This window comes from Clostridium pacaense, assembly GCF_020709765.2.
Classification (GTDB): Bacteria; Bacillota; Clostridia; order Lachnospirales; family Lachnospiraceae; genus Enterocloster; species Enterocloster hominis.
On record NZ_JAJFEB020000002.1, the window covers coordinates 407,224 to 433,910 of the forward strand.

General features: G+C 51.3%; 19 protein-coding genes and 1 riboswitch. Of the genes, 2 read left to right on the top strand and 17 right to left on the bottom strand.

Annotated elements, in window-relative coordinates:
- Window positions 1-378: 378 nt before the first annotated feature.
- The gene (locus LK536_RS35405; RefSeq protein WP_227794690.1) at window positions 379-1,596 is read right to left on the bottom strand and encodes a M20 family metallopeptidase; all 1,218 of its coding nucleotides are present in this window, start codon (window positions 1,594-1,596) and stop codon (window positions 379-381) included.
- Window positions 1,597-1,599: 3 nt separating this feature from the next.
- Entirely contained in the window at window positions 1,600-3,039 is a 1,440-nt protein-coding gene (gene nhaC, locus LK536_RS35410) for a Na+/H+ antiporter NhaC (RefSeq protein WP_227794691.1), read from the bottom strand.
- A gap of 190 nt (window positions 3,040-3,229) precedes the next feature.
- Between nhaC and LK536_RS35415 the strand changes: the two genes are divergently transcribed.
- The gene (locus LK536_RS35415; RefSeq protein WP_506092084.1) at window positions 3,230-4,585 is read left to right on the top strand and encodes an aminotransferase class I/II-fold pyridoxal phosphate-dependent enzyme; all 1,356 of its coding nucleotides are present in this window, start codon (window positions 3,230-3,232) and stop codon (window positions 4,583-4,585) included.
- Between the two features lie 88 nt (window positions 4,586-4,673).
- Here LK536_RS35415 and LK536_RS35420 read toward each other — a convergent pair whose 3' ends face one another.
- The 4 genes from LK536_RS35420 to LK536_RS35435 form a co-directional block, all read right to left on the bottom strand.
- Window positions 4,674-5,351, bottom strand: a complete 678-nt coding sequence (locus LK536_RS35420) for an SOS response-associated peptidase (RefSeq protein ID WP_227794693.1) — start codon at window positions 5,349-5,351, stop codon at window positions 4,674-4,676.
- Between the two features lie 397 nt (window positions 5,352-5,748).
- Window positions 5,749-6,222, bottom strand: coding sequence for an IS200/IS605 family transposase (gene tnpA, locus LK536_RS35425; protein ID WP_008719014.1), 474 nt, complete (start codon window positions 6,220-6,222; stop codon window positions 5,749-5,751).
- A 272-nt stretch (window positions 6,223-6,494) separates the two neighbouring features.
- Window positions 6,495-7,895 (bottom strand): tyrosine phenol-lyase, encoded by a 1,401-nt coding sequence (locus LK536_RS35430; protein ID WP_474911835.1) that lies wholly within the window; start codon window positions 7,893-7,895, stop codon window positions 6,495-6,497.
- A gap of 40 nt (window positions 7,896-7,935) precedes the next feature.
- Window positions 7,936-9,477, bottom strand: a complete 1,542-nt coding sequence (locus tag LK536_RS35435; protein ID WP_227794695.1) for an alanine/glycine:cation symporter family protein — start codon at window positions 9,475-9,477, stop codon at window positions 7,936-7,938.
- Between the two features lie 254 nt (window positions 9,478-9,731).
- Here LK536_RS35435 and LK536_RS35440 point away from each other — a divergent pair, with 254 nt between their 5' ends.
- The gene (locus tag LK536_RS35440; RefSeq protein ID WP_008723441.1) at window positions 9,732-10,379 is read left to right on the top strand and encodes a GntR family transcriptional regulator; all 648 of its coding nucleotides are present in this window, start codon (window positions 9,732-9,734) and stop codon (window positions 10,377-10,379) included.
- Between the two features lie 184 nt (window positions 10,380-10,563).
- On the opposite strand, the gene lpdA is transcribed toward LK536_RS35440, so the two are convergent.
- From lpdA to LK536_RS35495, 11 genes are all read right to left on the bottom strand, one after another.
- Window positions 10,564-11,952: a dihydrolipoyl dehydrogenase gene (gene lpdA / locus LK536_RS35445; RefSeq protein ID WP_227794696.1), complete on the bottom strand. Its 1,389-nt coding sequence runs from the start codon at window positions 11,950-11,952 to the stop codon at window positions 10,564-10,566.
- A 34-nt stretch (window positions 11,953-11,986) separates the two neighbouring features.
- On the bottom strand, window positions 11,987-12,970 hold the full coding sequence (lplA, locus tag LK536_RS35450; protein ID WP_227794697.1) for a lipoate--protein ligase: 984 nt from the start codon (window positions 12,968-12,970) through the stop codon (window positions 11,987-11,989).
- Window positions 12,971-13,331: 361 nt separating this feature from the next.
- Window positions 13,332-14,834, bottom strand: a complete 1,503-nt coding sequence (gene gcvPB / locus LK536_RS35455) for an aminomethyl-transferring glycine dehydrogenase subunit GcvPB (RefSeq protein WP_227794698.1) — start codon at window positions 14,832-14,834, stop codon at window positions 13,332-13,334.
- Window positions 14,831-16,198 carry an aminomethyl-transferring glycine dehydrogenase subunit GcvPA gene (gene gcvPA, locus LK536_RS35460; protein ID WP_227794699.1) on the bottom strand — a complete coding sequence of 456 codons (1,368 nt, stop codon included), beginning with the start codon at window positions 16,196-16,198 and terminating at the stop codon, window positions 14,831-14,833. Before gcvPA ends, gcvPB begins: the two co-directional genes overlap by 4 nt.
- Window positions 16,199-16,232: 34 nt before the next feature.
- A complete protein-coding gene (gcvH, locus tag LK536_RS35465) occupies window positions 16,233-16,613 on the bottom strand; it encodes a glycine cleavage system protein GcvH (protein WP_008723430.1) in 381 nt (126 codons plus the stop codon).
- 117 nt (window positions 16,614-16,730) lie between these two features.
- A complete protein-coding gene (gcvT, locus tag LK536_RS35470; RefSeq protein WP_227794700.1) occupies window positions 16,731-17,837 on the bottom strand; it encodes a glycine cleavage system aminomethyltransferase GcvT in 1,107 nt (368 codons plus the stop codon).
- Window positions 17,822-18,175 carry a hypothetical protein gene (locus LK536_RS35475; protein ID WP_227794701.1) on the bottom strand — a complete coding sequence of 118 codons (354 nt, stop codon included), beginning with the start codon at window positions 18,173-18,175 and terminating at the stop codon, window positions 17,822-17,824. The genes gcvT and LK536_RS35475 overlap by 16 nt, the downstream gene beginning before the upstream one ends.
- Window positions 18,176-18,311: 136 nt before the next feature.
- Window positions 18,312-18,422, bottom strand: a riboswitch (glycine riboswitch).
- A gap of 288 nt (window positions 18,423-18,710) precedes the next feature.
- Window positions 18,711-21,866, bottom strand: coding sequence for an alpha-mannosidase (locus LK536_RS35480; RefSeq protein ID WP_227794702.1), 3,156 nt, complete (start codon window positions 21,864-21,866; stop codon window positions 18,711-18,713).
- A gap of 10 nt (window positions 21,867-21,876) precedes the next feature.
- Window positions 21,877-23,394, bottom strand: coding sequence for a response regulator transcription factor (locus tag LK536_RS35485; protein ID WP_025484540.1), 1,518 nt, complete (start codon window positions 23,392-23,394; stop codon window positions 21,877-21,879).
- A gap of 21 nt (window positions 23,395-23,415) precedes the next feature.
- The gene (locus LK536_RS35490; RefSeq protein WP_506092085.1) at window positions 23,416-25,101 is read right to left on the bottom strand and encodes a histidine kinase; all 1,686 of its coding nucleotides are present in this window, start codon (window positions 25,099-25,101) and stop codon (window positions 23,416-23,418) included.
- 234 nt (window positions 25,102-25,335) lie between these two features.
- Window positions 25,336-26,676 (bottom strand): ABC transporter substrate-binding protein, encoded by a 1,341-nt coding sequence (locus LK536_RS35495; RefSeq protein ID WP_025484543.1) that lies wholly within the window; start codon window positions 26,674-26,676, stop codon window positions 25,336-25,338.
- Window positions 26,677-26,687 lie beyond the last annotated feature (11 nt).

Below are 26,687 nucleotides of genomic sequence, written 5' to 3' on the forward strand. Positions count from 1 at the left end.
TGGAGTATGCAGTCCGGGGAGGGGGACAGGGCGGGGTTGGGCTTTAGGGGGAGCGGACGGTGGCGGGGGGATTCCTTAGGGCGGCAGGGGTGCGGACGCTTAGTGGAGGAGGGTGCAGCTTCTTAGGTCCTGGCAATATAGAAGACGGGGGTGGACGAATGCATCAAAGCATAAGTCCAAGGTGCTCTGAGCTGAGAAAGTCCTTCAGGATTTCTCAGCGAATAGCACCGGTCCCCCGTCTTCTATATTGCCAGGGCCTTAGAAGCTGCCCCTCCGGAACTCAGCGTCCGCGCCCCTGCCGCCCTAAGGAATCCCCCCGTCACCGTCTGGTCCTCCTAAAGGCAAAGCCCGGTCTGTCCCCCTTCGCGGACGTAGCCCTCACGACCTACCCACATCCGCCAAACACCCCAACCATCCCACAACCGTCCCCATCCGTGCAATCCGCTCTGTCATGCTGTCCAGGCACAGATATTCCTCCGGGGAACACATCATGCCGCCCACCGGGCCAAGGCCGTCGATGGTGGGCGTGCCGATGTCGGCCACGAAGTTTCCGTCGCTGACCCCTCCGGTGACAGCGGTGAGATATGGGATTCCAAGCTCCTGGCTGGCTTCCTTCACCAGTCCCTGAAGCATCGCGCTTCCCTCCACCTGCACAAGGGGCGGACGGTTCCTGGTAAATGTGTACTCTGTATGTACCCCATCGATTTCCACCTGTTCCAGGATATCCCTGACACGGCGGATAAGCATTTCCCCGTCCTCCTTGGTCCTGTAGCGCAGGTCGATATCCATCTCTGCTGATTCAGCCACCACGATGCGGTTCTCCCCGCCTTTTATGGTACCGATGGTCACGGTGCTTCCTTTGTCAAAATCATTGAGCGCCCTCAGCTTTACAATTTTCAGGGCCAGTTCCTCTATGGCATTGCGGCCCTTCTCCGGTTCGATGCCTGCATGGGCCGCGCGGCCCGATGCATGGACGTGGAAATAACAGTTGCCTTTGCGCTCAATCACAATGGCTCCATTTTCCCGGGCGCCCTCTGTTACAATGCACCAGTCCGCTTTCCTGCCCTCTTCGATGATCCGCTCCTGGACCGCATGGCTTCCTGCTTCCTCGTCCCCGCTCATGAGCACTGTCACCTCCGGCACATGGTCCACGCCCAGGGCGTAAAGCGCCTTAAACGCATACAGACAGCCAACCAGGCAGGCCTTCATGTCCACGACTCCCGGGCCTGTGACTATGTTTCCTTTTATTGTAAATGGATTGGCCTTGGCAGACCCTTCCGGAAATGCGGTATCCAGATGGCAGATCATAAGTACTTTTCCGTGATTCCTGCTGTCTCCGGTCTGGGGGCTTTGACTGTTGCCATTTTTCAGGCCTGTGCCGGATTTCCTGGCGATTACGGCGTTTCCGCAGTTTTCGTGTTCCAGGATTTCCACCTGGAATCCTTCTTTTATGTATTCCTGGGCCATGATGGATGCAACCCTGTCAATCCCTTCCTTACAGGCGGAACCGCTGTCTATGTTCACCAGGCGTTCCAGCAGTTTAAGCATTTCATCATAGTTTTTATCCAGATATGATTTAATATCCTTACTCAGCATTACCTAGTCTGCCCCTTTCTTTTTCTTTTCTTCCTGCTCCAGCGTCATGATTCCAAACCCAGTGCCCGCGCATACCAGAGACATGATTACGCTGAAGAAGCAGAAAAATGCATATGGCAGGTAATCAATGGTGGCAATCCCCAGCGCGCCGGACGCATATGCGCCTGCCGCTGACCATGGAATCAGTGCCACCACACATGTGCCTGAATCCTCCAGGGTGCGGGACAGGTTCCTGGCGGCCAGGCCCATTTTCTTATAAACCGGCGCGTACAGCTCGCCCGGGATCAGTATGGTAAGGAAATCACTTCCCGTTGCAAGGGCCATGGTGATGGTGGACACGACCGTGGCCGCAATCAGCGTGAACCGTGTCTTTACAACATGCATCAGGTGTTCCAGTATCACATCCAGACAGCCTGCCCTGGCAATGATCCCTGCAAAGGAAAATGCGCACAGGATTAAAAGGATGGTCTCCTGCATGGAGTTCATGCCTCCTCGGCACAGAAGCTTCTCAATCTCCGGCAGGATAAGGGATGTATCCGTGCTTTTCACCATTTCCATGCTGAACCCGCTTACGGACGAGGCAAATACATCCGTAAATGTAAATCCCTGATAGAACACGCCTATAAGACAGGCAACCGCGCTGGATATGAGCATGACCGGGATGGTCGGTTTCTTGGTAATGGACCCGTAAAGGATGATGATGATGGGAACCAGCAGGAGGATGTTCCAGTGATAGATGGAGCTTAAATTAGCCATCATCATATCCACCTTTTCAGAGTTGGCAAGTCCGGCCGCGCTGGTGTTAAGCCCCAGCACCGTATACAGTATGATGGCTCCGATGGCGGCCGGGACCGTTGTGTAGAACATGTGCTGGATATGCTCATACAGGGTGGAACCAGCTGCCAGGGGCGCCAGGTTGGTGGTGTCTGACAGAGGGGACATCTTGTCGCCAAAGTACGAACCGCCAACCACTGCGCCTGCTGTGATGGGAAGGGAAAGCCCAAGCCCCTGGGCAATGATGACAAGGACCACGCCAATGGTTCCCATGGACCCCCAGGATGTTCCTGTACAGGTTGATATGACTGCGCAGATAATAAAGGATGTGACATAGAAAAACTTGGGATTCACAATCTGGATCCCATAATAAATCATCATGGGAATGGTTCCCGAAAGCATCCATGATGATACGATGATACCCACTGCCAGCAGAATCAGTATGGTGGGCATGGCCTTGGCAATCTTTTCAGAGACACCTTCAATCATATCGTCCCAGGTCACACCCAGATGGAATGCGACCATTGCCGTGAAAGCCGCCGACATGACAAGCATGGCCTCCTTGGGAAAGCCGAAGATCCCGTATCCCACGGTAAGGATGAGCAGCATGGCAATCAACGGAAGCAGGGCTTCTGCAAATGTAGGTTTCCTTTGTTCTCTCTTCTTCATACTCTTGGCTCCTTTTCTATTTTCCCATCCAGGTCCTTATTCCAAAAAAGGGCATATTCCAGCCGCCAAAACTGAATTATGCACCTTTGCAATAACCACCTGATTGAGTTTCTTATGGTTCAATGTTATACTATAACAGACACCAATACAATTGATAATTTGCCAATCTGTTATAGTACAGACAGAAGAAATGAATAAGAGGACCGTGTCCATGCTGAAATACGAAGAGATTGTCTCCTACATTGAAGAACATATTGAAGACCAGACATTCAAACCTAATATGAAGCTTCCTTCCCTCAGGGAAATGGCGGAGCATTTCTCCACCAGCGTGGGCACCGTCCTATCAGCCTACAAGTACCTGGAGCAGCGGCACAAAATCTATTCCATACCCAAAAGCGGCTACTATATCGTGGGAATCATGGACAGCCGCGGTTACAAGAAAAACTCCATGATTGACTTTTATTCCGGCGCGCCGGACAGCCGGTATATCCCATTCCATGACTTCCAGCACTGTATTGATAAGTCCCTGGACCTGTGCAGGGAAGTCATCTTTACCTATGCCGATGTGCAGGGCCTCCCCCTGCTCCTTGACACCCTGGAAAAACAGTTCAAGCAATACCAGATTTACACCAGGGCTTCCAATATCGTGGTCACCTCAGGTTCACAGCAGGCGCTTGATATCCTGTGCCGTATGCCTTTCCCTAACGGCAAAAAGACGGTCCTGATTGAACAGCCTATTTACTATGGCATGATTAAGAGCATTTACCTGTGCAATACGCCTGCCATTGGAATCAGCCGTGGTTTTAACGGGGTGGATTTTGAGGAACTGGAGCGCCTGTTCTATTATGGCGACATCAAGTTTTTCTACACCATACCAAGATACCATAATCCCACGGGCCATTCCTACACCAAAGGGGAAAAGCAGGAACTGCTGCGCCTGGCCGGCAAATATAATGTCTACATCGTGGAGGATGACATCGCTGCTGATTTTGACACCAATTCCAGGAATGACCCCCTGTTTTACTATGATTCCTCAGACAAGGTAATCTACATCAAAAGCTTTTCCAAGGTCCTGATGCCGGGCCTGCGCGTATGCGCCCTCATCCTTCCTGACCTGATTAAGAACACGTTCCTGGAATATAAGGAGTGGACCGACACCTATACCTCCATCCTGTCCCAAGGCTCCCTGGCCGTATATCTGGGAAGCGGCATGTTTGATAAGTATCAGGACAGCATCCGCCGCCTTTACATGAATCGCATGGGCATACTGAAGGAAACCGTCCGTGAGAACCCGGCCCCTGGCCTGGAATGGAACATACCGGATTCCGGCTTCTTTGCATGTGTCAAACTAAAAAAGGACACGCCCTTTGACAAAATACAGCCCATGCTGTTCAAAAACAATATACGCCTCATGGACACCAGCAAATTCTTCCTGAAGGAATTCCGCAACAACCACTATTACCGGGTCAGCGTCAGCAAGGCCAATGAGGATGAAATACGGGCCGGGATACCTAAGTTAATCCGTATACTGGGGCGGTATAACTGAGGGGCGGTGAATGGTGGCTCCGGACCCTGGAGGACGGCTTTGGTATCCGCATAAAGAATCATCCCTAAACCTCCCCTCACGCCGCCCTTCAAAACAACGTCTGCTGCTCATACTCACAGGACTTTGAAAGTCTGGCTGGCACCTGCTCCAGCATTCCCCGGAAACCGTCCTCATCCATTATCCAGTCCCGCACCTGGTCCCGCTCCAACACCAGAGGCATACGGCTGTGGACCGGGGCCATGGACTGGTTAGCCTGTGTGGTCAGAATCACAAAATGGTCCCCATCCTCATATTTACTGTAAAACCCGGCTAAAAACAGCACCTGTCCGTCTTCCCTGGTAAAGGTGTACTTTTCCTTACTCTGATTCCACTCATAGAACCAGGAAACAGGCACAGCCACACGTCTGTGGCTCACGCTGTCCCGGAACATACGCTTTTCAAGCACGGACTCCGACCTGGCATTGAACACCAGCCCCTTGCCGCCCGGCGCCTTAAAACCCCAGCGCATTTTTTGGATTCCAAGAAATACCGGGGCCGGGGAGACATTTCCCCGTTCAACATTTCCCCGTTCCGCACTTCCCCATTCCACACTTCCCCGTTCCGCATATCCCTGCGCCGTATGATCCCGTATTGTGATGACAGGCGCCACATCCCCCGGATGCATGTCCTTCTCCAAAAGCCCCAGTTCCAGCTTCCAATCCCCAGGTTCCACCAATTCCCTGATTTCATCGAGTAAATCAACGCTGAAATAATATCTTCCGCACATCCTGCCGCCTCCTGTCCTGAATCGGATACCGATATATGATGCTTCTCTGTAGTATTATATATCCAAATCCGTCAAAATCAATGCACTTCCATAAAACCCCTGCCCCAACCCTGCCCCAACTGTTACGGTCCCCTGCGGTTACACACCGGAACATACCATATCCAATACAATGAAACATAAGCAGTACAAGTCAAGACCACCGGCTTAGCCGGTGGCTTGTTCTGCCCCTATAAGGGGCTGTTACCTGCTTGCGCCCGGAAGGCGCACTGAAAAGTCTGCCAGCTGCACCACATTCTCAGCTGCCCTTAAAAGGGCATGTTCAGTGCTTCCTTACTCCGGCTTAGCCCCAAAAGGGGCTTGCTGGTTTGCTTTGACTTCCTACTGACTCTTAAGAGTCTTACTTCCTGTTTTTCTTCACCGGCTCACCCGTAAACGGGTCTATGTACTCTACTAACGACATCTGGTCATATTCCAAGTCCTCTTTTATCTGATTTTGAATATATGCCTTTATTGCTGCCGTATTCTTTCCTACTGTGTCCACGTAATATCCTCGGCACCAGAAATGACGGTTTCCGTACTTATACTTTAGGTTCGCATGCTTCTCGAATATCATGAGTGAACTTTTTCCTTTCAGATAACCCACCACTTCTGACACGGAATATTTCGGCGGAATGCTTACCAGCATATGGATATGATCTGGCATGCATTGTGCCTCGATGATCTCTATCCCTTTTCTTCGGCATAATGTCCCAAGTATTTGCCCTACATCTGCCTTGATATCTTTATAGATTACCTGTCTACGATATTTTGGCGCAAAAACCAGATGATACTTGCAATCCCATTTTGTATGGGCTAAACTATTATTGTCCATCTTGGACCTCCTGTGTTTTTATATTTGTGGTTTGCAGACCTACATTTATTCTAGCACAGGAGTTTCTTATATCTAAAGATCTTCCCTCCACCTGCAGAGCAGGTGGTTTATTTTTACTGTGACACAAAAAAGGAAGGCCGTCACGCATATCCGTGGCAGCCTTCTCCTTTCTACTACAAATTTCCTGATACGATTTCCTTAATACAATTCCCTTAATACAATTCCTTTAGTGCGGCTTTCTTAATACAATTCCCTTAACCAAAATCCTTAAATCAGAACCCTTTAATCAATTCGCCATTCTTCGGCTCAAATCTTCCGGTAAAGAAGCGGAGTACTTCCGGCTCATACACCCATTTAAGTCCGCTGATATCATGTCTATTCTGATACAGCTGGATGATTGCGTCAGCCACATAGTCCAAATGTGCATATGTATAAACCCTTCTCGGAATGGTCAGGCGGATGGTTTCCAGCTTCGGGACATGGTTCTCCCCGGTCTTTGGGTCACGGCCTGCGGAAATGATTCCGCGTTCCATGGTCCTTACGCCGGAATACTCATAAACAGCTGCTGCCAGGGCCTGGGCCGGGAAGTCCTCTTCCTGGTTCAGATGGTCAAGGAATGCGCGTGCATCCACGAAGATTGCATGACCGCCGTAAGGCTTAACCATTGGCACGCCCGCTGCATCCAGTTTCTCTCCCAGATAGCGGATCTGATTGACACGGTGGCTGATATAATTGAATTCCATGGATTCCCTGAGGCCGATTGCCATGGCCTCCATATCCCTTCCGGCCATTCCGCCGTAGGTAGGCATACCTTCAAACTGTACAACGGTACCGCAGGCTTTGACATATAAATCCTTGTCATTCATGCACAGGAAGCCGCCGATGTTGGTTAAGCAGTCCTTCTTACCGGACATGGTGCAGCCGTCGCCGTAGGAGAACATCTCATGGACGATTTCCTTAATGGTCTTGTTCTCGTAGCCCTTTTCCCTTATCTTGATGAAATACGCGTTCTCAACACACCTTGTGGCATCGAACATCACCTTGATGCCATACTTGTGGGCCAGCTCGGAAACAGCTTTGATATTAGCCATGGCAACCGGCTGTCCGCCCGCCAGGTTAACGGTCACTGCGAGACAGATATATGGAATCTTATCAGCGCCCACTTCGTCAATCAGGGCCTGGAACTTATTCAGGTCAATATTGCCCTTGAAATCAAGGATTGCGCTGGGGTCATGGGCCTCGTCGATAATCACATCGCGGAAGGTTGCGCCGTTACGCTCCTGATGGAAACGTGTGGTAGTGAAATACATGTTGCCTGGTACATAATCCCCCGGCTTGATGGTAAGCGTGGAAAGGATATTCTCTGCGCCGCGTCCCTGGTGGGTAGGCACCACATACTTAAATCCGAACAGCTCCTGTACCGTTGCCTCAAGGTGATAGAAGTTCTTGGATCCGCCGTAGGCTTCATCACCTAACATCAGCCCTGCCCACTGTCTGTCGCTCATTGCATTGGTTCCGGAATCAGTCAGAAGGTCGATGAAGCATTCCTCTGATTTAAGTAAGAAGGTGTTATATCCTGCTTCCTTTATGGCAGCCTTCCTCTCCTCCTTGTTCAGGTTACCCATGTGCTCTACCATTTTGATTTTAAAAGGCTCCGGTGCAAAATTCATCATATCCATATTTAAATCCTCCTAATAATATTATAATATTGGTTTATTTAACTGCCGGACAGCCAGAGGCTTCCCCAGCACGTTTTTTAATGTAATTTTCTTCATAATCCTTTAAAGCCGCGATTGCCTGCCCTGACAGCGGGATAATGGCAATCATGTTGAATATGGTCATCAGGCCAACCCCCAGGTCTCCCAGGTCCCATACAAAGGAATAGGCTGCAACCCCGCCTGCAAAAAGCATAAGCAGTGCAAATATCTTATAGCAGGTCTGGACCGCCCAGGTATCCCCAAACAGATATGCCACATTGGACCTGGCATAGAACAGGATACCCACGAAGTTGGAAAGGCTGAACATAAACAGGATGACCGCTATGAAGATAACCCCGACTTTCCCCAGGTGGTAGTTCATGGCCGCCTGAAGCAGATCCATGCCCACCAGTCCCTGTGTCACCTCACTTGGCGCCAGCAGCATGATGAATGCAGAGCAGCTGCAGATGACCAGCGTGTCAATAAATACGCCCAATGACTGAATCAATCCCTGTTTCGCCGGATGGTTTACCTCTGCCGCCGCGGCCGCACATGGCGCTGATCCGCTTCCAGCTTCATTGGAAAACAATCCCCGCTTCACCCCGTTCATGACCACTGCCCCAAGTCCGCCGCCCATAATGGGCTTAAGACCAAAAGCCTGTGAGAAAATGCCGCCAAACACGGTCGGCATATATGTAATGTTCTTAAAGATGATGAACATTGCAATGATAAAATAACTGCATGCCACAACGGGGACAATCCTGTCTAAAACCTTCACCGTTGCATTTCTCCTAAGGACAATCAGGGCTGATATGGCCACCAGTACCACAGTGGTGGTAACCTGTGGGATGTTAAATGCGTTCTTAAACGCAGAGGTTACGGAATTAGCAACCACCTGGCTGATCCCGGCCCAGCACAAAAGGCCTGACAGGGCAAATGCAATGCCCAGAAAAGACAGTCTGCATCCTTTTGTATAATAGGTCTGTTCATCACTGGCAATGTATTCCGCTTCCCTGTGCACATCCTGTACAAAGGCGTCTTCCCGTTTTATTTTTGTGATGATCCGGATACGGTCCATGAAGTATGCGGGGCCGCCCCGGTATCCACCATAGAGGGGATCCTTTTCCTTGTAAATCTGCGCCAGCGTCGATTCAATGAAAGCGCTGGATGAACCAATCAAAGCTGTAATCCACATCCAGAACACGGCTCCCGAGCCCCCGAAGGAAATCGCTGCCACCACGCCTGCCAGGTTCCCCATACCTACCCGTGTGGCAGTGGCTATAATCAGCGCCTGTACTCCGGAAATAGTGTCCTTATCCTTACTGCTGTCCTTCTCCAGCGTGGCCCGTATCATCTCGGGAAACAGCCGGAATGGTAAAAATCTTGTTTTAAATGTGAAGTAAAGGCCTGCCGGTATCAGCAGAAGTACCAGAAGCGAAATGCCAAACTGGGTTTCACCGTTTGAAAACTGTAATATGAATAAGTCACCCCACAACAGTTCATTTAACGATGTCACTACCTTTACAAACACCTGTGTAATCCGGTCAACTATAACCATCCCCCCTACCCTCTTTTATATTAGTTTTTGCTGCTGCATCCTGCATCTGGTCCCCGGTCCTTCTTTGATGTATGATGCGTGATGTGTTATGCATCACTTGTGATTCTTATTATACAGCATTTTAAACAATAGTCAAGGGGGATTTTAAAATAATTTTGAAATTATGCACATTCCCATAGTTTTATTGCATTTGACCCAAATGTGTAGTAGAATAAGCATAATTATGAAGGGAAGTTGGTGGATACTGAAAATCTATGGCTGAGAACATTATAAAACTCACATTAAGTGAACAGATTTACAACATCTTAAAAGAGGATATCCTTGCAGGGACCATACCGCTTGGCGCCAAACTCACGAACCGGGAGCTGCAGGAACGTTTTCAGGTTTCCTCCACCCCCATAAGGGATGCCATCAATAAGCTGAACCAGGATGGCCTCATTGGCGAAGTGACCAAAACCGGCGCCCAGCTGATCAGTTTTGATTTTGAATACTCCGGTGAACTGAATGAATTCATCCTCGCCCTGTCCTGCGAGGCCGTGGCCCTTTCATCGCGCAGCAACCACACCCGCCAGGTAACGGAAGAGCTTTACCGCAACTTAGAGGCCATGACCGAGGCCCAGGATGACGAGGCATATTTTGACGCGGACTACCGCTTCCACAAGGCGTTCTTCGATTACTGCGGCAACCGTTTCTTAAAAGAAACCTACAAAAGGTACAACCTGATACGGTTCCTGCTGATGCGGCACGCAGTCCGCACCCTGGAGCACAGGACTTCCGCTATCCAGCAGCACAGGCTGATTACGGAAGCATATGAGGATGGGGATTATAAGCTGGCGGAGAAGCTGACGGAAGAGCATTACCGGTATGGTGTGCATCTGATTGATGAGAACAAAGGAGAATGATGTTCTTGCCTTACCATTGACCCAATCGTGCACACAGTGTTCTGTCCGGAACATGGAACTTTCCAGGCCAATTGAATTGCATATGAAAATGTCCCGGTACAGGATGAAACACCTCATCTTATACCGGGACATTTATGTTAACATTCAAAAGAATGGCTGCATAAACCGTCCTCCATCCTGCTTCTTACAATCTCACAGCTTCCAGTATCCCTTCACTAAATGTGGGATGCGGGAATATGACCTTTGCCATATCCTCCAGCGTCAGTCCATTGACAATGGCGGCCGCAAACTGGCTGATCATATCCGTGGCCCTGGCGCACATCATCTGGGCGCCCAGGATGCAGTGGGTTTCACTGTCCGCAACCACCTTAATGAAGCCGCGCTCCTGTTGGGAGAGAAGGGACTTCCCATTGGCTGACATCAGGTATTTCCTGGTGATGACGGATATGCCCTTTTCCTTTGCCTCATCCGCGGTAATCCCCACACAGCCGATTTCCGGGCTGGTGTACACGCAGGAAGGGACGATATCCAGGCGGATGGACGCCTCCTCCCCCGCCATATGGGCCACAGCGCTGCGCCCCTGGGCCGTGGCCGCGTGGGCCAGCTGGACGCCTCCGGTAACATCCCCTATGGCATATATGCCTGGAACGCTGGTTTCCTGATTTCCATCCGTCACGATACGGCCGCGTTCCATTGCCATATCCCTTATCTCCTGGCTGCTCTCCTCTGATATAAGCCCGCCCGTATAGGCCCTGCGGCCCGTGGCAATCAGGATGCCGTCGGCCCTGGCTTCACATACCTTGTCCTTTTCCACGAACCGGCAGATCAGGCCTTTGCCGTCCTCATCCCTTAAGATTTCCTCCACCCTGGCGCCTGTGTGGATGTCCGTGTCCCGCTTTTTCAGAATCATCTTAAGGTTCTGGGCTATTTCCTTATCCATGCCGGGCAGGATGCGGTCCAGGGCCTCGATTACGGTAACCGGATGCCCAAGGGAACTGTAAAGCGAGGCAAATTCCATTCCAATCACACCGCCCCCTATGATGATTAAATGCCCGAACATGTCTTTCTTATCCAGCAGTCCGTCGCTGGTCACCACCCCCGGCAGGTCTGCCCCGGGAATCGGAGGGCAGGCCGGCACCGAGCCGGTGGCAATCAGTATGTGGTCTGTCTCCAGAAGGACCGGTCCGCCGCTTTCCGGCCGGACTGATACGTGACAGCGGTCCACTATGGTTCCTGTTCCATCATACACCGTAATTTTATTCGTCTTCATCAGGGCGGCGATTCCGGCACGCAGCTGCTTAAGGACCTCCTCCTTGCGCTGCTGCACCAGGTCCATATCAACGGCCGCCTGTTCTGTCCTGAGGCCGATGGACGGGCCTGCCTGAAGTTCATGATACAGTTCCGCTGTATGAAGGATGGTCTTCGTGGGGATGCATCCCCGGTTCAGGCAGGTCCCGCCAAGTTCACGGTTCTCCACCAGCGCCACCTTCATGCCCTTTTTGGCCCCTTCAACCGCGGCCTCATATCCGCCCGGCCCTGCGCCTATAACCACCAGATTCCATCTGTCTGCCATATAATTACCCCCGCTTCCAACTATTTACTTTCTGTTACATGGATTCCTTTATAAGGGACAGGATGTCCTGCCTCATGCTCTCTTTGGTTCCCACCTTTTCAACCGCCGCACACATGGCATTTTCTTCATACGGGCAGTCCCTTAATTTCTCCGCCAGATTCCCAATCAGCTCCTGATCCATGGCATCGGAAAACACATTAACATCCTTTATCCTGCCCTCATCCACATGAAACTGCATCTGGATCCCGCCCCAGGCATACCGATGCTCCATCTCATGTTCAAAGGGGATCTTCCTGCCGTATTTCCACTGCCAGGATTCAAACTTTTCCGTCAGCGGGCCTATGGCTTCCTCTGGAAGCTCCTTCTCCTCCATCTTCCCAGCCCTCTGACCATATACTTGGGAAAATGCCTCCACCAGGGCGGCCTTCATCCTGTCCACCGTCAGTCCCGGACAGAACTCATCCAGGTTTGCCACCCGTGATTTCACAGAGGAAACGCCTTTGGACGCCAGCTTTTCCCGCGGCACATTCAGATATCTTGACATATTATCCTTGTCCGCATGTATCAGCAGGGTCCCGTGATGGTAACAGCAGTCTCCTGACTGGTAAAATGCATTGCCGGAAAATTTTCTTCCTTCAACCGTAATATCATTGCGCCCTGTTTTCTCAGCCTGGATTCCCAGCATCCTGACCGCCTCCAGTATGACCTGCAGCTGCCGGTCCACGTCATAGTCCGGCTTTCTTACAATAAATGTAAAATTCAGGTTGCCCAGATCGTGGAACACTGCCCCGCCGCCAGAAAGCCTGCGCACCAGGTATCCTCCTTCTTCCTCCAGGAAATTCACCCTGCATTCCTTCCAGCAGTTCTGGTTCTTGCCAATCACCACCGTATGACGGTTCTGCCACAGGAAAAGGATACAGGTCCCATCGGGCACATGGGCTGTCATGTATTCCTCCATGGCCAGGTTCCTGTAAGGGTATATATTATCTGTTTCCAGCCAGATCAGCCTGTTAATCATTCTGCCTCCTTCTGCGGAAATACTTCGTACGCCGTATTCCCCCATGACCTTCTTCTGCCGGTGATGCTTCTTCCGGTGACGCTTCTTCCGATGATGCTTCTTCCGGTGATGCTTCTTCTGGTGATGCTTCTTCTGGTGATGCTTCTTCCGGTGACAAGCGTTACCCCAGATTCCAGAAAACCTGCCCGGACAGCTTTCCCGGCTGCCCAGGCAGGTCCTCTATATCGTGCCTTTAGCTCTTCCGGCTATCCAGGCAGATCCTCTATATCGTGCCTTTAGCTTTCCCGGCTATCCAGGCAGATCCTCTATATCGTGCCTTTAGCTTTCCCGGCTATCCAGGCAGGTTCTCTATATCATGCCTTTAGCTTTCCCATGTATACCGCAATACCGGCTTACGTGCAGCCGTTACCTCATCTGGTCTTCCGATGGGCGTGGTGTGGGGGGCGCTGTGAAGCTCTTCCGGCGATGCCATGGCTGTCTCATATATCTTGTGGAACACTTCGATTGCCTCGTCCAGTGTTTCCTTAGACTCTGTCTCCGTGGGTTCCACCATCAGGGCCTCGTGGACAATCAGCGGGAAGTACATGGTAGGCGGATGGATGCCGTAATCCAGCAAAGCCTTGGCTATATCCATGGCCGTGACACCATTTTTATGCTTCATATCCTCCAGGCTCATGACAAACTCATGCATACAGGTCTCATTGTAGGCCATGTCATATACATCAGAAAGCTTTACCTTCATGTAATTTGCATTTAATACCGCATTGGAGGACGCCTCCGGTATCCCCTCCCTGCCAAGGCTCATGATATAGGTCAGGGCCTTTACCACCACCAGGAAATTGCCGTAGAACTGCTTCACATCCCCGATGGATTCAGGCGCCCGCTCAAAAACATACCGGGCCGGGGCCATATCCCCTGTCATATCTCCTGAACCTTCTCCTGCCACATCTATATCCGTATCTCCTGCCGGATTCATTACTACCCTGACCCCCGGCAGATACGGCATCAGGAATTCCTTACATCCAACCGGCCCGCTGCCCGGTCCGCCGCCGCCATGAGGCGTGGAAAATGTCTTGTGCAGGTTCAGGTGCACCACGTCAAAGCCCATATCTCCCGGGCGCACGATTCCCATGACCGCATTCAGGTTTGCGCCGTCATAGTAGCACAATCCGCCTGCCTCATGGACAATCCTTGTTATCTCCAGGATATTCTTATCAAACAATCCCACTGTATTGGGGTTGGTCAGCATAAGTCCCGCCGTGTCCTCCCCCACCGCTGCCCTCAGCTGTTCCAGGTCCACACATCCGTCCTCCCTGGATGGTATGCTGATTACTTCATAGCCGCACATGGAAGCGCTGGCCGGATTGGTGCCGTGGGCTGAATCCGGGACAATGATCTTGGTCCGTTTATCATCTTTCCTATGTACATGGTATGCCTTGATTAACAGCAGCCCGGTAAACTCCCCATGGGCGCCTGCCGCGGGCTGGAAGGTCATGGCGTCCATGCCCGTGATTTCGCAGAGATACTTCTCCGCCAGGTAAAGGACTTCCATGGAACCCTGAAGTGTATGCTCCGGCTGCAGGGGATGGACGCTTCTGAATCCTTTCAGGGCAGCCGCTTCCTCATTGACCTTGGGGTTGTACTTCATGGTACAGGAACCCAGGGGGTAAAACCCATCGTTGACGCCGTGGGAACGCTTTGCCAGCTGTGTGTAATGGCGGCTGATTTCATTTTCCGACATTTGGGGCAGACGGGGAGCCGCCGCCCTTTTATGTGACCCATCCAGGGATACCCTGGGGACGTCACATTCGCGGATGAGGTTTAAGCCTCTTCCGGCCGAGCCTTTTTCAAATACAAGTTTCATGCGCCGCACACCTCCTTATGCCTGCATTCACCGTGGAGCACATTTCGGACAATGGATGCGGTTTCATCCATTTCTTCCCTGGTATTGACTTCCGTTGCGCACCAGAGTATCTCCCTGTCAGACAGCTTAAGGCCCCCAAGGATTCCGTGTTTTTCAAGCGCACGGAGGATATGCCCGCTGTCCGTGCATTTACCCTCGGGGCTGACTGTCACGAACTCATGGAAAAATTCCCCATCATACTTCGGTTCAAGCCCGGCTTCCTTTAACACGTCCCTGAGATAATGTGCCTTGGACATACACTGTGCGGCTGCCTCCGCCATGCCGTCCGCGCCCATGGCTGTCATATACACCGAAGCAGTCAGGGCGCACCATGCCTGGTTGGAGCAGACATTGGAACTGGCCTTCTCCCTGCGTATATGCTGTTCACGGGCCTGAAGGGTCAGTACAAATGCCCTCTCTCCCTTGTCATCCTTTGTCTCTCCCACAATACGTCCCGGCAGCTTTCTTGCCATGGCCGCGGTAGCTGCCATGAATCCCAGGTAGGGACCGCCAAATGCCAGGGGCATCCCCAGCGGCTGTCCGTCGCCCACCGCGATGTCGGCGCCGTACTCAGCAGGTGTTTTCATGACCGCCAATGCCATGGGATTGCATCCCATGATATATTTGGCCCCTGCATCATGTACGATACGGCCCAGTCCATCCCCATCCTCCATATTGCCAAAGTAGTTGGGCTGCTGCACATAGAAGCAGGCTGCATGGGCATCCGCCTTCATCATGCCGGCCAGGGCCTCTGTATCCGTGACCCCGCATTTCTCCGGCACAATGACCATCTTGGCATTGCTGCCGAAGCAGTATGTCTTAATCACCTCAATGACTCCGGGATTGGCTGCCCCGGAAACATAGACCGTGCTCCGCTTCCTGTCCCTGCACATGGCGGCTGCCTCGGCCGCTGCCGTTGCGCCGTCATAGATGGATGCATTGGATGCGTCCATGCCTGTCAGCTCGCATATCATGGTCTGGTACTCAAATATGGACTGGAGGATGCCCTGGCTGATTTCCGCCTGGTAAGGCGTATAGGCCGTGACAAATTCCTCCTTGGATATCACACTGGACACAATAGCGGGTATGTAATGGTTATAAGCCCCTGCTCCCCGGAAAATGTGGCGGAACACCACATTCTTCCCGGCTATGTCCTCCATCTTCCCGATTACAGCCTGCTCACTGAGCCCCGGCATAAGGTTCAGGCCGTCCTTCAGCTTTACCTCTTCCGGGATATGGGAAAACATTTCATCGAAACTGTTGAATCCTATCTCACGAAGCATTTCCTGCTGCTCCTGCTTCGTATCAGGCACATAAGTCCCCATAAGCTACACCTCATTTCTGGCGGAATGGATTGTTTTATTCAAGCGTCTTAACATATGCCTCATAGCCCTGGGCATCCATCAGCTCTTCCGTGTCCGTAATATGCTCCACCTTGACGAACCATGCCTCATAAGGCGCCTCATTGATGGACTCAGGCGCATCCAGCAGTCCTTCATTGACCTCTGCCACGGTGCCTGTTACAGGTGAAAATACATCCGACACAGCCTTGACGGATTCCACATCCGCAAATGTTTCCCCGGCAGCCACCTCGTCCCCTGCCTCCGGCAGGTTCACAAACACCAGGTCCCCCAGGGCGTCCTGGGCATAATCGGTCAGGCCGATCAGGGCAGTCTCCTCATCCAGCATCTTTACCCACTCATGTGACTTTGCATACTTTAAATCTTCCGGAATATTCATCTTTAATACCTCCTCATCTTATATGGTCCTACTTTTTATTTTCTGGTTTGACATTCTCAAATGCCTGGTATGACATCCTCAATTACCTGATTTGCATGATTCAAATTATAGTTCCTGTCAGCGCTTATAAAATGGCAGCTTCACTACCTCCGCGGCCACCCGCCGTCCGCGCACTTCCACCTCCACGGCAGTCCCCGGCTCCTTATACCCGATATCCACAAGGGCCATGGCCGCCGGATACCCAAGATAAGGACAGTGTGTGCCGGAGGTGGTCATCCCAATCTGCCGGTCCCCGATATAAACCGGCTGGTGCTCCCTGATAATGCCTCTGCCAGTCACCTTCAGGCCCACACGCTTCCTGGTCAGGGGCCCCTTTTCCTCCAGGGCCTTTTTCCCGATGAAATCTTCTTTATCCATCTTTACAAATATTCCCAGTCCTGCTTCCTTTGGCGAAATGCTGTCGTCCATCTCGTGTCCGTACAGCGGCATGGATGCCTCTAGCCTCAGGGTATCCCTGGCACCCAGTCCGCATGGAATCAGACCTTCCTCACGTCCGTTGTCCATGAGCAGCTCCCACATCCCCGGGGCATCCTCAGGCGCCATGTAAATCTCCACCCCGTCTTCTCCTGTATATCCCGTCTTGGAGATAATACACCGCACATCCCCAATCATGCAGTCGAACCGGCAGGTATAATACTTATCCGGGATTTCTTCCTCTTTTGCCACCTTTTTAAGGACATCCATGGCCTTCGGCCCCTGGAGCGCCAGCTGGGCCACGCTGTCGGAGATGTCCTCGAATACCACATCCCCGGACTGGTGGGCCTTCATCCAGGCATAGTCCTTATCCTTATTGGAAGCGTTCACAACAATGAAGTAGCAGTCATCCCTTACCTTATAGACAATCAGGTCGTCCACCACGCCCCCTTCTTCGTTGCACATGGGACTGTAGCGCGCCTGCCCCTCTGCCATGACCGTATAATCATTGGTCAGCAGCATATTCAGGTTCTTGAGCGCATCCTTGCCCTTACAGATGATTTCCCCCATGTGTGAGACATCGAACAGGCCGCACCTGGTACGTACTGCCATGTGTTCCCCGATTACCCCTGTGTCATACTGCACTGGCAGCAGATAACCTGCAAACGGAACTATCTTTCCCTTGTATTTCACATGTGTGTCATAGAGCGGCGTCTTGCGTTCAACAATCCCCGTCACTTCTGTGTCCATAAATGATTCCCCTCCTTTTTCTGATTCCCTGGCGTAATTTCCTGGCACATTTTCCAGAATGACTTCCCGGTATCATTACCCGGTACATTTTTCTGGTATAACTTCCCAGCAACATTCCCCGGCACAATTTTCTGAAATAACTTCCCAGCATCATTTCCCGGCACAATTTTTCGGAATAACTTCCTAACAACATTCCCCGGCACAATTTTTCGGAATAACTTCCCAACAACATTCCCCGGCACATTTTTCCGAAATAATTTCTCCTGCAATATTTCCCGGCATGATTCCCCGGACTCCCCCAGCCTTTGACGAAAATGGATTTTAATCCACTCCCTCATTGCCCTTCCCCCATTAAATGAAAACAGGCCCTTGGCTTAACAAAAAAAGCGCACAAACAAAAACCTTGTTCATGCGCTCTGTCTTTGGACCTGAAAGATTGGGCTTCGTCGGTGCTTCATCGCTTTCCAGAGTATCGTCCGGTATCCGGTCCTTTTGCCTGAGAGTTCTCCGCTTCCCCTTCGGCGCTGTCCAAAAACTATAGGAAATTCATTCCCAGCCCCGGACAGTCTCTCCCGAATCCATCAACCGATGGTATGCAGTTGTCTGCAAAAGCTGATGCTGCGCTGCCGCGGCGCCCTTGCTAAGTTCATACTAACACAGGTGACATTGTCAGTCAATAGATAAAAGATGTTTAAAATTTAACGATAATTCCTGGCCATACCCATGCTTTTCCGGTCCCGCCCGGCATTTACACACAATAACCACCGCTGCGGCACCTATTACTGCATTGCATAAATTCCTGTGAATAGAGCACCTGCCATCTACGCCATGTGCACGCCCCTTCCATAGGACGCACATCCGGCGAAAGAGCAATCATCGGACACGTGTCAGGAGAATGGTCTTTATCTCATAAGGTTTAATCGTGAACCTCACCTGTCCCTTTCCTACCGCCAGCGGATGTTCTGTCTGCTCCAGCATGCTGCACTCATACGCGTTTGCAATCTCCATGCCGGACCTCAGGGTTACCTCAGACCTCCGGTTAAAGCATTCATACAGCCTGAGGATGATTCCCTCCCCCTCCTCCTGTTTCTTAACCGCCTCAATCACGACATTGGGGCAGTCGGTTGAAAAGAAGGAAAAGACCGGGTCCAGGACCCCGCCGCCCTGCTCCTTTACCACAACAGCCGGAGGGTTGTTAACCTGGTACGCCATATCAACGCTGCCCGCTTCCTTCCAGCTCCCCTTATGCGGGTAGATGGAATACGTAAATTCATGGTATTCCTGGTCAGCCTGAGGATTGGGGAAGGTTCCTGACTTCAACATGGACAGCCCCACCACCGAATCCCTGACGCCGCACCCGTACTTGCAGTCATTGATGAAACTGACTCCGTAATCATCTTCTCCCAGGTCCAGCCACTTGTGGACACATACCTCAAACCTGGCAAAATCCCAGGAAGTGTTGGCATGGGTGGGCCTTTTGACATTTCCGTACTGGATGTCGAATACGGCTTCACTGGTATGGATATCCAGGGGGAATAAGGTCTTAAGGAAAATCTGGTGTTCCCTCCACTCTATCTGGTTCCTGATGTCTATCCTGGGTATATCATGATACAGGTATATGGACTGCCTGATTATGGAATCGAGATACCTGCGTTCTACGGTGACACAGGCCCGCACAGGCCCATTTTCAGTTACCTCAATGCATTCGACCTGATCCACTTCCCAGGATTTCTCTTCATAGTAATTGTTAATATCCCACGCATCATACTTATGGGGCCGGTCTTCATAGCTCATGATTACATTGCCTGCTTTTCCCGGCATAAGAAGTTCCCGCCCGGCCGTCTTATCATAGATGCCTGCAAACTGCCCCTTGGCGTTAAGCCTGATGGAAAAATATCTGTTTTCCATATGGTGTTCCGATACGGAGGACACAGGCTCCCCTCCGTTCCCGGACCCCTCCTCTGCTTCCCTGACGCCATACGTCTTATACCCGCACTCCGGGAGGCCGGATGCCGTGAATATATAGGTATGTTCCCCTGTCTTCTGGACACGGACCTGCCTTTCCCCGTCACGGACCTGGGGACAGCCCCCGTCATAGTAAAATTCCACTGTCTCAGCCTTGATTTCCGGCCCAAAGTTAAATACGGCCAGCGCGCCCTCCGGCGCGTCTATGACCGATGCCAGACGCTTTAGGGAGGCGTCCGTAAGCTGTCTGTCCACTGCAAGGAGTTTATCGTATTCCTCCTTTGAGTCATCATATACTTCCTTGATGGAGGAGCCTGGAAGGATGTCATGGAACTGGTTCCTTAACACAGCTTCCCAGACAGAATCAAGTTCTGCCCCGGGATAGGCGGCTCCGGACGTAAGTCCATCACACACAGCCAGGAATTCCGTGTTCTGGGTGGCAAATTCAGCTTTCCTGTTATACCGCTTATTCCTTGCCATGGAAGTATAGGTACCCCTATGGTATTCCAAATACAGTTCCCCTGTCCATTTGGGAAGATAGGGACTGCCTGACACACGTTCCTCCAATGTCTCAAAGAAGTTCCTGGCCGTGCTCATGACCGTGGCATGACAGCCCGGTATTCCCTCTGAAAGCCGCCTCTGGTTCTCCAGCATCTGGCTGGTTGCCCCGCCGCCGCCATCCCCGTACCCAAAACACATCAGTACTTCCTTGTTCAGGTATTTGGGATTATACCGCTCCCATCCCCCTTTTACCTGGGAAGGGGACAGGAACCCGTTATAGGTGGTATAGTGGCTGTTCTCATTCCCGTCCTCCTTCCCCCCTGTATGATAATCCCTGGTTGGGGAAAAATGGGTGAGTATGGCCGTACCGTCAATTCCCTCCCACATGAACGTGTCATAGGGCATCTTGTTAAATTCATTCCAGCTAAGCTTCGTTGTCATGAAGTAGCGGATCCCGCATTTCTTCATGATCTGGGGAAGGGCGGCGGAGTATCCGAACACATCGGGCAGCCACAAAATCACATTATCTGTTCCGAATTCCCTCTTAAAGAAACGGGTTCCGTACAGGAACTGGCGGATCAGGGACTCGCCGGACGCCAGGTTGCAGTCCGCTTCCACAAACATCCCGCCTTCTGTCTCCCACCGTCCTTCCCGCACCCGTTCTTTTATCTCCTCATAGATGACCGGGGCTTCCTCTTTTACATACTGATATAACTGGGGCTGGCTGGACATGAATATGAATTCCGGGTACCTGCGCATCAGTTCCAGTGCCGTGGAAAAACTGCGCACCGCCTTATCCCTGGTCACCTTAAGGGTCCACTGCCAGGCGCAGTCAATATGCGTATGCCCCACGCAGTACGTATGCACCTCTGTTTCACCACACTGTTTTTCATATAAATCCTTCCTCAGGAAGTCGTGGGCTTTGGCAAGGCTGGCATAAAATGCATCCGAGCCTTCCTTCCTCAGATCCAGCAGGTTAAGGGAGTCATTCAGGCTCTTTATCACCGCCATGTATTCAGGGTCTGACCCATCCAGCATCAGGGCCGTGTCATAGGGCACCTTCAGGTCATAATAATATGCTTCCACTTCCCGGTCCAGGACCTTCAGCCTTGAATCCAGCTTCAGGTAAAAGTTCCGGTCCCCGGTAAATGCAGACAGCACAATGTGGTACCGCGCCCCGCCCCTTGCATGCTCTGAAAGGACGGTCTCCCTGTGGTTCACATCAAACCCCTGTTTTAAGCGTCCATCCACAAAGACGGAAAACTGGGGATTCACCGCGTCCCATTGGCCTTCCCTGCCTGTCATCACCTCATAGACAACACATCTGCCGTCCCACCCATCCGGCACCGTGATAAAGGTCTCAAACCAGAAATACTCCTGGTTCCCGCCCCATATTTCTTCCCTGTGCAGTTCCTCCCAGTCCGATGTATCTATCCTGCTGATATCACGAAACCGCTCCCGGGTCTTTTTTATTTTATAGGAATCTATTTTGATTTCGTCCGGATAGACCAGTGCTTCCACATCCTTTATGAGCCTGCCAATCCTCTCCTTAATAAAAATCATACGCTTCTCCTTATTCTGATGGATTCCTGCTTTTATGCTTAAAGTATATTTTACGGAAATACTCATAGTTTGAATATCCCACCATCTGCGCCACCTGGTATAATTTGAATTTGCCGCTGGCAATCAGCGCCTCCGCCTGTTCCAGGCGTATGGCTGTCTGGTATTCCTTAATCCCCATGCCCATATTTTTCTTGAATAACGTGCCCAGGTAGTTCGGCGATATATAGAACTGCTCCGCTAGTTCATTGAGCGTGATTTCTTCCGTATAATTCCGGCTGATATATTTGGCCGCCGCCTTACATAGATGGGCATTCCTGCTGTTTGCGTTGTTCGATGCCAGAAGTTCAGACTTGACAAAGGAGATGACTGCTTCCTTTACGGATTCACAGTCCCCTTCCCTGACAGACTGGTACAGGTTGCGGATTTCCTGGGAAGGGATGCTGTTTTGCAGGAAAACAAGGCTGAGGTTATAGAGAAGACGCTTCATCATACGCCACCTGTGTTCCGGCTCCGTGTCATCCACCTTTACCATCCAGTTTTTCAGGCTCCACAGCACAATCTGCTGGTCCCTGTCCTCTATGGCCGCCTTCAGCACGGCGTCATTGCCCAGCTTAAAGTAAAGCATCTGCACGGAATCCGGCATATCCAGCCGGAACAGCCGGTCAAGGGAGGAATCATACGCCTTTTTAATCATCTGGAAATCCCTGTAAACATTACTTTTCGCGCTGATCAGATGCTCCCCTGTGTCCCGCCTCAGTTTGCGCTTCATACTTTCCGTCAGGTTGTCCGCCACCTCCTCGTCGTACCCGGAAAATACAAAGGAGTAGGAGAAAAGGTTCTTAATCAGATATATCCCCTTATTATGGTGTTCCCGGAATTCCACCGCCATCTGCCTCAGATATTCAATGGTCCGTACGTCCTCCTCTGTGGGCATCTGCTCGGATATGGTGGATTCCAGGGCAACCGAGACAACCATGAACGGATTCCCATTTTCCCGCTCCACAAATTCAGAATACAGGGTCATCAGCCTTTCATACCCGGCTTCATTCCCGCTCATTATATGGTTATATACCGCGTCCTTAAACACCTGCACCCCGGCCTGTACCAGCCCGGTAGCCGCCTGTTTTTCCTTTTCCCTCTCCCGGCGCTCGTCCAGCCGGTTCTTTATCCTGGTAAATACCTCTATGATCTGTTCCGGCGCAGAAGGCTTTAACACATAATCCACTGCCCCCAGCCTCAGGGACGACTGGGCCAGTTCAAAATCATCGTATCCGCTTAAAAATACAACCTCCAGTTCCTTAAGTCCCGCTTCCCTCAGCTCCCTAACAAGGGATATCCCATCCTGTATCGGCATCTTAATATCGGTAAGGATGGCATCCGGAGGATTTTCAAGCAGTGCTTTTTGCGCATCTCGTCCATTCATAAACGCTCCGGTTACCTGAAAACCGATTTTATCCCATTCAATGGCATTCTGCAGGCCATCCAGAATCCAGTCTTCATCATCCACCAATGCAAGCTTATAAAGCATGTCCATCCTCCTTCTTTGTTTCTATATCTGCTGTCCAGGTACATTGTTCAGTATCTTCACCTCTATGGTGGTGCCCACCTTCTCCTTCGACTGTATGGTAAGCCCGCACCCGTCGCCGTAATACAGGGAAATCCGTTTCATCACATTTTTTATGCCATGCCCCACATCGGACTGCATGTCGCATATGCGGCCCACTAATTCCTCCGGCATACCGCACCCGTCGTCCGTGACCGTAAAATAAATGTATTCCTCCTCCATATAGACCTTGAGCCATATCTGTCCCGCCCCGCCCCTGAAATCAAAGCCGTGCAGAATGGAATTTTCCACCAATGGCTGGAGCAGGAGTTTTATCATGCGGTAATCCAACGCCGCCTCGTCGATATCGGACGAGAACAGGATTTTTCCTTTGCAGCGTATGTTCTGGATATCCAGATAGCATTTCAGGTGGTTCAGTTCATCCCTGACCATGTATACGTTCTTTCCTTTGTTCAGGCTGAGCCTGAGGAAGCTTCCAAGAAGGACCACCATGTTGCTGATTTCCTTCTGTTTCATGCTTAGTGCCATCCAGTTGATTGCTTCCAGCGTGTTATACAGGAAATGCGGGTTGATTTGAGCCTGAAGGATTTCCAGTTCCTTTTTCTGTTTCAGCTTCTCCTGCTTCAGGACGCTTCCGATGAGCTTGTCTATCTCCTCAGTCATATGGTTGAACTGGGTACAGAGCACATCAATCTCATATATCCGGCTGGAAATATGAATCCTGCGGAATTGCCCTCCTTTACAATTCATCACCTCACGGGACAGGCTCAGTATGGGCTTTGATATCTTATAAGCCAGCAGTCCGCTGATGACGCTAAACAACGCCATGAACAGAAGGGAGCAGATAAGGACCACGTTCTGGGTCTGCCTGATGGGGGCCACAACCCTGTCATAATCCGTAATTGCAAGCACGTAAAGGTCCCTTCCCTGCAGTTTACGTTTACTTACAATCTTGTGTCCGTCTTTAACCGTAAGCTCTGTATGGCCGGATGACAGTTCCCCATAAGCACCGTATTCTGTCCCACTTAGGTCCATCCCAAGGATATCCCTCACGGTCCCGCTGAGTACCGTGCCGTTCCCATCCACAAGAAGGATATCGGAACCTTCCTCCTGGCGATACTTCTCCATCTGTTTGTAAAACATATCCTCGTTCAGGTTAATGACCAGATGTCCGATTGCGTCCCCATAATACATGCCGGAATAAATGCGCTGTACATAGGACGTGATGTATGGGATATACGGCTGGATTGGCAGATTGTTCTTCCTGGTGGGGATCCATCCCTCGGACAGATTGCGTATGCCTTCCAGCCCGCTTCCGGTCACATAGTGCCCATAATCGTAGACCCCGTTTATCTTGGTTGTCTTAAGCCCCTCATCCTCCAGCAGGATGTTAACGGATATGATGTCACCCAGGGAATACGCAACGGAAGACAGGTTCTGGTTCATATTATTCTGGAACACCATCTGCTCGTAGGAATTCCTATTCTTTTTGTAGTTAAGGATATTATTGATGATGCTGTAATTGTTCACCGTTGACCTGGACAAAAGTTCAATGGACTGCATGGACTGCTCCAGCGTATCGCTGATATAGACCAGCATCTGGTACTGTTTTACCTCAAACTGCTGTTCCAGCACCTTTTTATAACTGCTCTGGCTGAAAAAGGAATTCAAAGAAAAAAAAGCAGCCATGATCAGACAGTTGCTTATCACCCATAACCTGTTGATAGAAATTTTAAATGGCTGTCCCTTCACGGCGTGTCCCTTCATGGCATACTCCCCTTTAGGCAGCGCGGCGTATCTGCCCGCGGCGCGCTGTCTCTTTGTATTAGAAGGTGCTGCAGCACGGACCTGCAACACCTTCCAAAAGTATATCATATTATAGAATTCCCAACTACCTGCCGGATTTTATTTCGCGTTATTGACGGATTCCAGTATTGTCTTATAGGCGGCAGCCCCTGCTTCCTGAGGCGTTTTCTGCCCATATCCGGTTGCATACTGTTCGTCCATTATGGTATTCTCAATCACCGCGCTTCCCGGGACAAGCCATTCATAATCAATCCTCTGCGTATTTTCAATCAGGAGGTTCACACCATCCACCACAAGGAGCGCATCCCCTTCCAGTAATGGCGCGATTGTCTCACGGACAGAATCCGGTGCCGGAACGCCGCGTACCGTCATAAGTATCTTGGCCGCATCCTTGTCGTTGATAAGGAAATTAATTAATGTGGCTGCTTCTTCGGGATGCTTGGAGCTTTTGCCAAGGGTCCATGGCATGGATGCCAGCATATAGGCCCCTCCATTCTGTTTGGTTCCGGGAACCAGTGATATTCCCAGTTCCGACTGTTCAGCCATTGCCGCATGGTCCTGTGGCATTGTTGCAATATGGTTTACCTCGCATGCAGCGTCACAGCTTAAGAACAGGTTATCCTGCTGGGACTCCTGCCCCACCGTCATGTCCAGGGGCGGGAATACACCTGTTTCCCTCCACTTGTTGTACTGCTCATACACGCCCCCAAGTGCGGCTGAGAAATCCTCCAGGTCACCTTCCTCGGTTGCAAACCACTGCCCGGCCTGGCGCACCATTGTCATCGTAAGGAAGTAGGACGGCTCTTTCATGCCATACTTGCCTGTCTTATCGTAAATCTCCTGGCATGCCTTCTCAAAGTCTTCCCATGACCAGTCATTGGTGGGATATTCTACCCCTGCCTCATCAAATATCTGCTTATTCCAGATAAAGAGCGGTCCGTTCAACCCGCTTGGCACACCGTACTGCACGCCGTTGTACTGGGCCCATGTCAATGCGCTTTCCGGGTAGTCGTCCAGCTTCAGCTGGTTCCCGATATAGGGCGTCAGGTCACCCAGCTTATCATTGGCTGCCAGGCTCGCAAAATATACGTTGTTGTCCAGCTGGTACACATCCGGCTCCGTGCTGGAAGAAATCTGGGTCATCAGTTTGTCGTGATAACCGTCAAATCCCTGATATTCCGCAGTCACCTTGATGTTCGGATATTTTTCCATGAACAGGTCCAGCGCCTTTAACGTGGCCTCATGTCTTGCATCGCTGCCCCACCAGGATATCCTCAGTTCCACCTGTTCCCCTGAAGCTTCCTTCGTGTCCGCGGCTGCTTTTCCTTCTGTTGCCGCCGTGTCCGCGGTGGTGGCCTGTGTGGATGGACCACACGCTGATAATACCATTGCCGCTCCGGCTGCCATTGCTGCTGCCTGCAGTTTCGACCATTTCTTCATAACCCCAACCT

Bases quoted from the DNA above. Each gene is read 5' to 3' on its own strand.
- LK536_RS35420 (WP_227794693.1), bottom strand. From the start codon at position 5,351: ATGTGCGGAAGATATTATTTCAGCGTTGATTTACTCGATGAAATCAGG.
- gcvT (WP_227794700.1), bottom strand. From the start codon at position 17,837: ATGGACACAGAAGTGACGGGGATTGTTGAACGCAAGACGCCGCTCTAT.
- LK536_RS35435 (WP_227794695.1), bottom strand. From the start codon at position 9,477: ATGGTTATAGTTGACCGGATTACACAGGTGTTTGTAAAGGTAGTGACA.
- gcvPA (WP_227794699.1), bottom strand. From the start codon at position 16,198: ATGGGGACTTATGTGCCTGATACGAAGCAGGAGCAGCAGGAAATGCTT.
- LK536_RS35405 (WP_227794690.1), bottom strand. From the start codon at position 1,596: ATGCTGAGTAAGGATATTAAATCATATCTGGATAAAAACTATGATGAA.
- gcvPB (WP_227794698.1), bottom strand. From the start codon at position 14,834: ATGAAACTTGTATTTGAAAAAGGCTCGGCCGGAAGAGGCTTAAACCTC.
- LK536_RS35495 (WP_025484543.1), bottom strand. From the start codon at position 26,676: ATGAAGAAATGGTCGAAACTGCAGGCAGCAGCAATGGCAGCCGGAGCG.
- tnpA (WP_008719014.1), bottom strand. From the start codon at position 6,222: ATGGACAATAATAGTTTAGCCCATACAAAATGGGATTGCAAGTATCAT.
- LK536_RS35415 (WP_506092084.1), top strand. From the start codon at position 3,230: ATGAATAAGAGGACCGTGTCCATGCTGAAATACGAAGAGATTGTCTCC.
- gcvH (WP_008723430.1), bottom strand. From the start codon at position 16,613: ATGAATATTCCGGAAGATTTAAAGTATGCAAAGTCACATGAGTGGGTA.
- LK536_RS35480 (WP_227794702.1), bottom strand. From the start codon at position 21,866: ATGATTTTTATTAAGGAGAGGATTGGCAGGCTCATAAAGGATGTGGAA.
- lplA (WP_227794697.1), bottom strand. From the start codon at position 12,970: ATGATTAACAGGCTGATCTGGCTGGAAACAGATAATATATACCCTTAC.
- LK536_RS35475 (WP_227794701.1), bottom strand. From the start codon at position 18,175: ATGAGGGAGTGGATTAAAATCCATTTTCGTCAAAGGCTGGGGGAGTCC.
- nhaC (WP_227794691.1), bottom strand. From the start codon at position 3,039: ATGAAGAAGAGAGAACAAAGGAAACCTACATTTGCAGAAGCCCTGCTT.
- LK536_RS35485 (WP_025484540.1), bottom strand. From the start codon at position 23,394: ATGCTTTATAAGCTTGCATTGGTGGATGATGAAGACTGGATTCTGGAT.
- LK536_RS35430 (WP_474911835.1), bottom strand. From the start codon at position 7,895: ATGATGAATTTTGCACCGGAGCCTTTTAAAATCAAAATGGTAGAGCAC.
- lpdA (WP_227794696.1), bottom strand. From the start codon at position 11,952: ATGGCAGACAGATGGAATCTGGTGGTTATAGGCGCAGGGCCGGGCGGA.
- LK536_RS35440 (WP_008723441.1), top strand. From the start codon at position 9,732: ATGGCTGAGAACATTATAAAACTCACATTAAGTGAACAGATTTACAAC.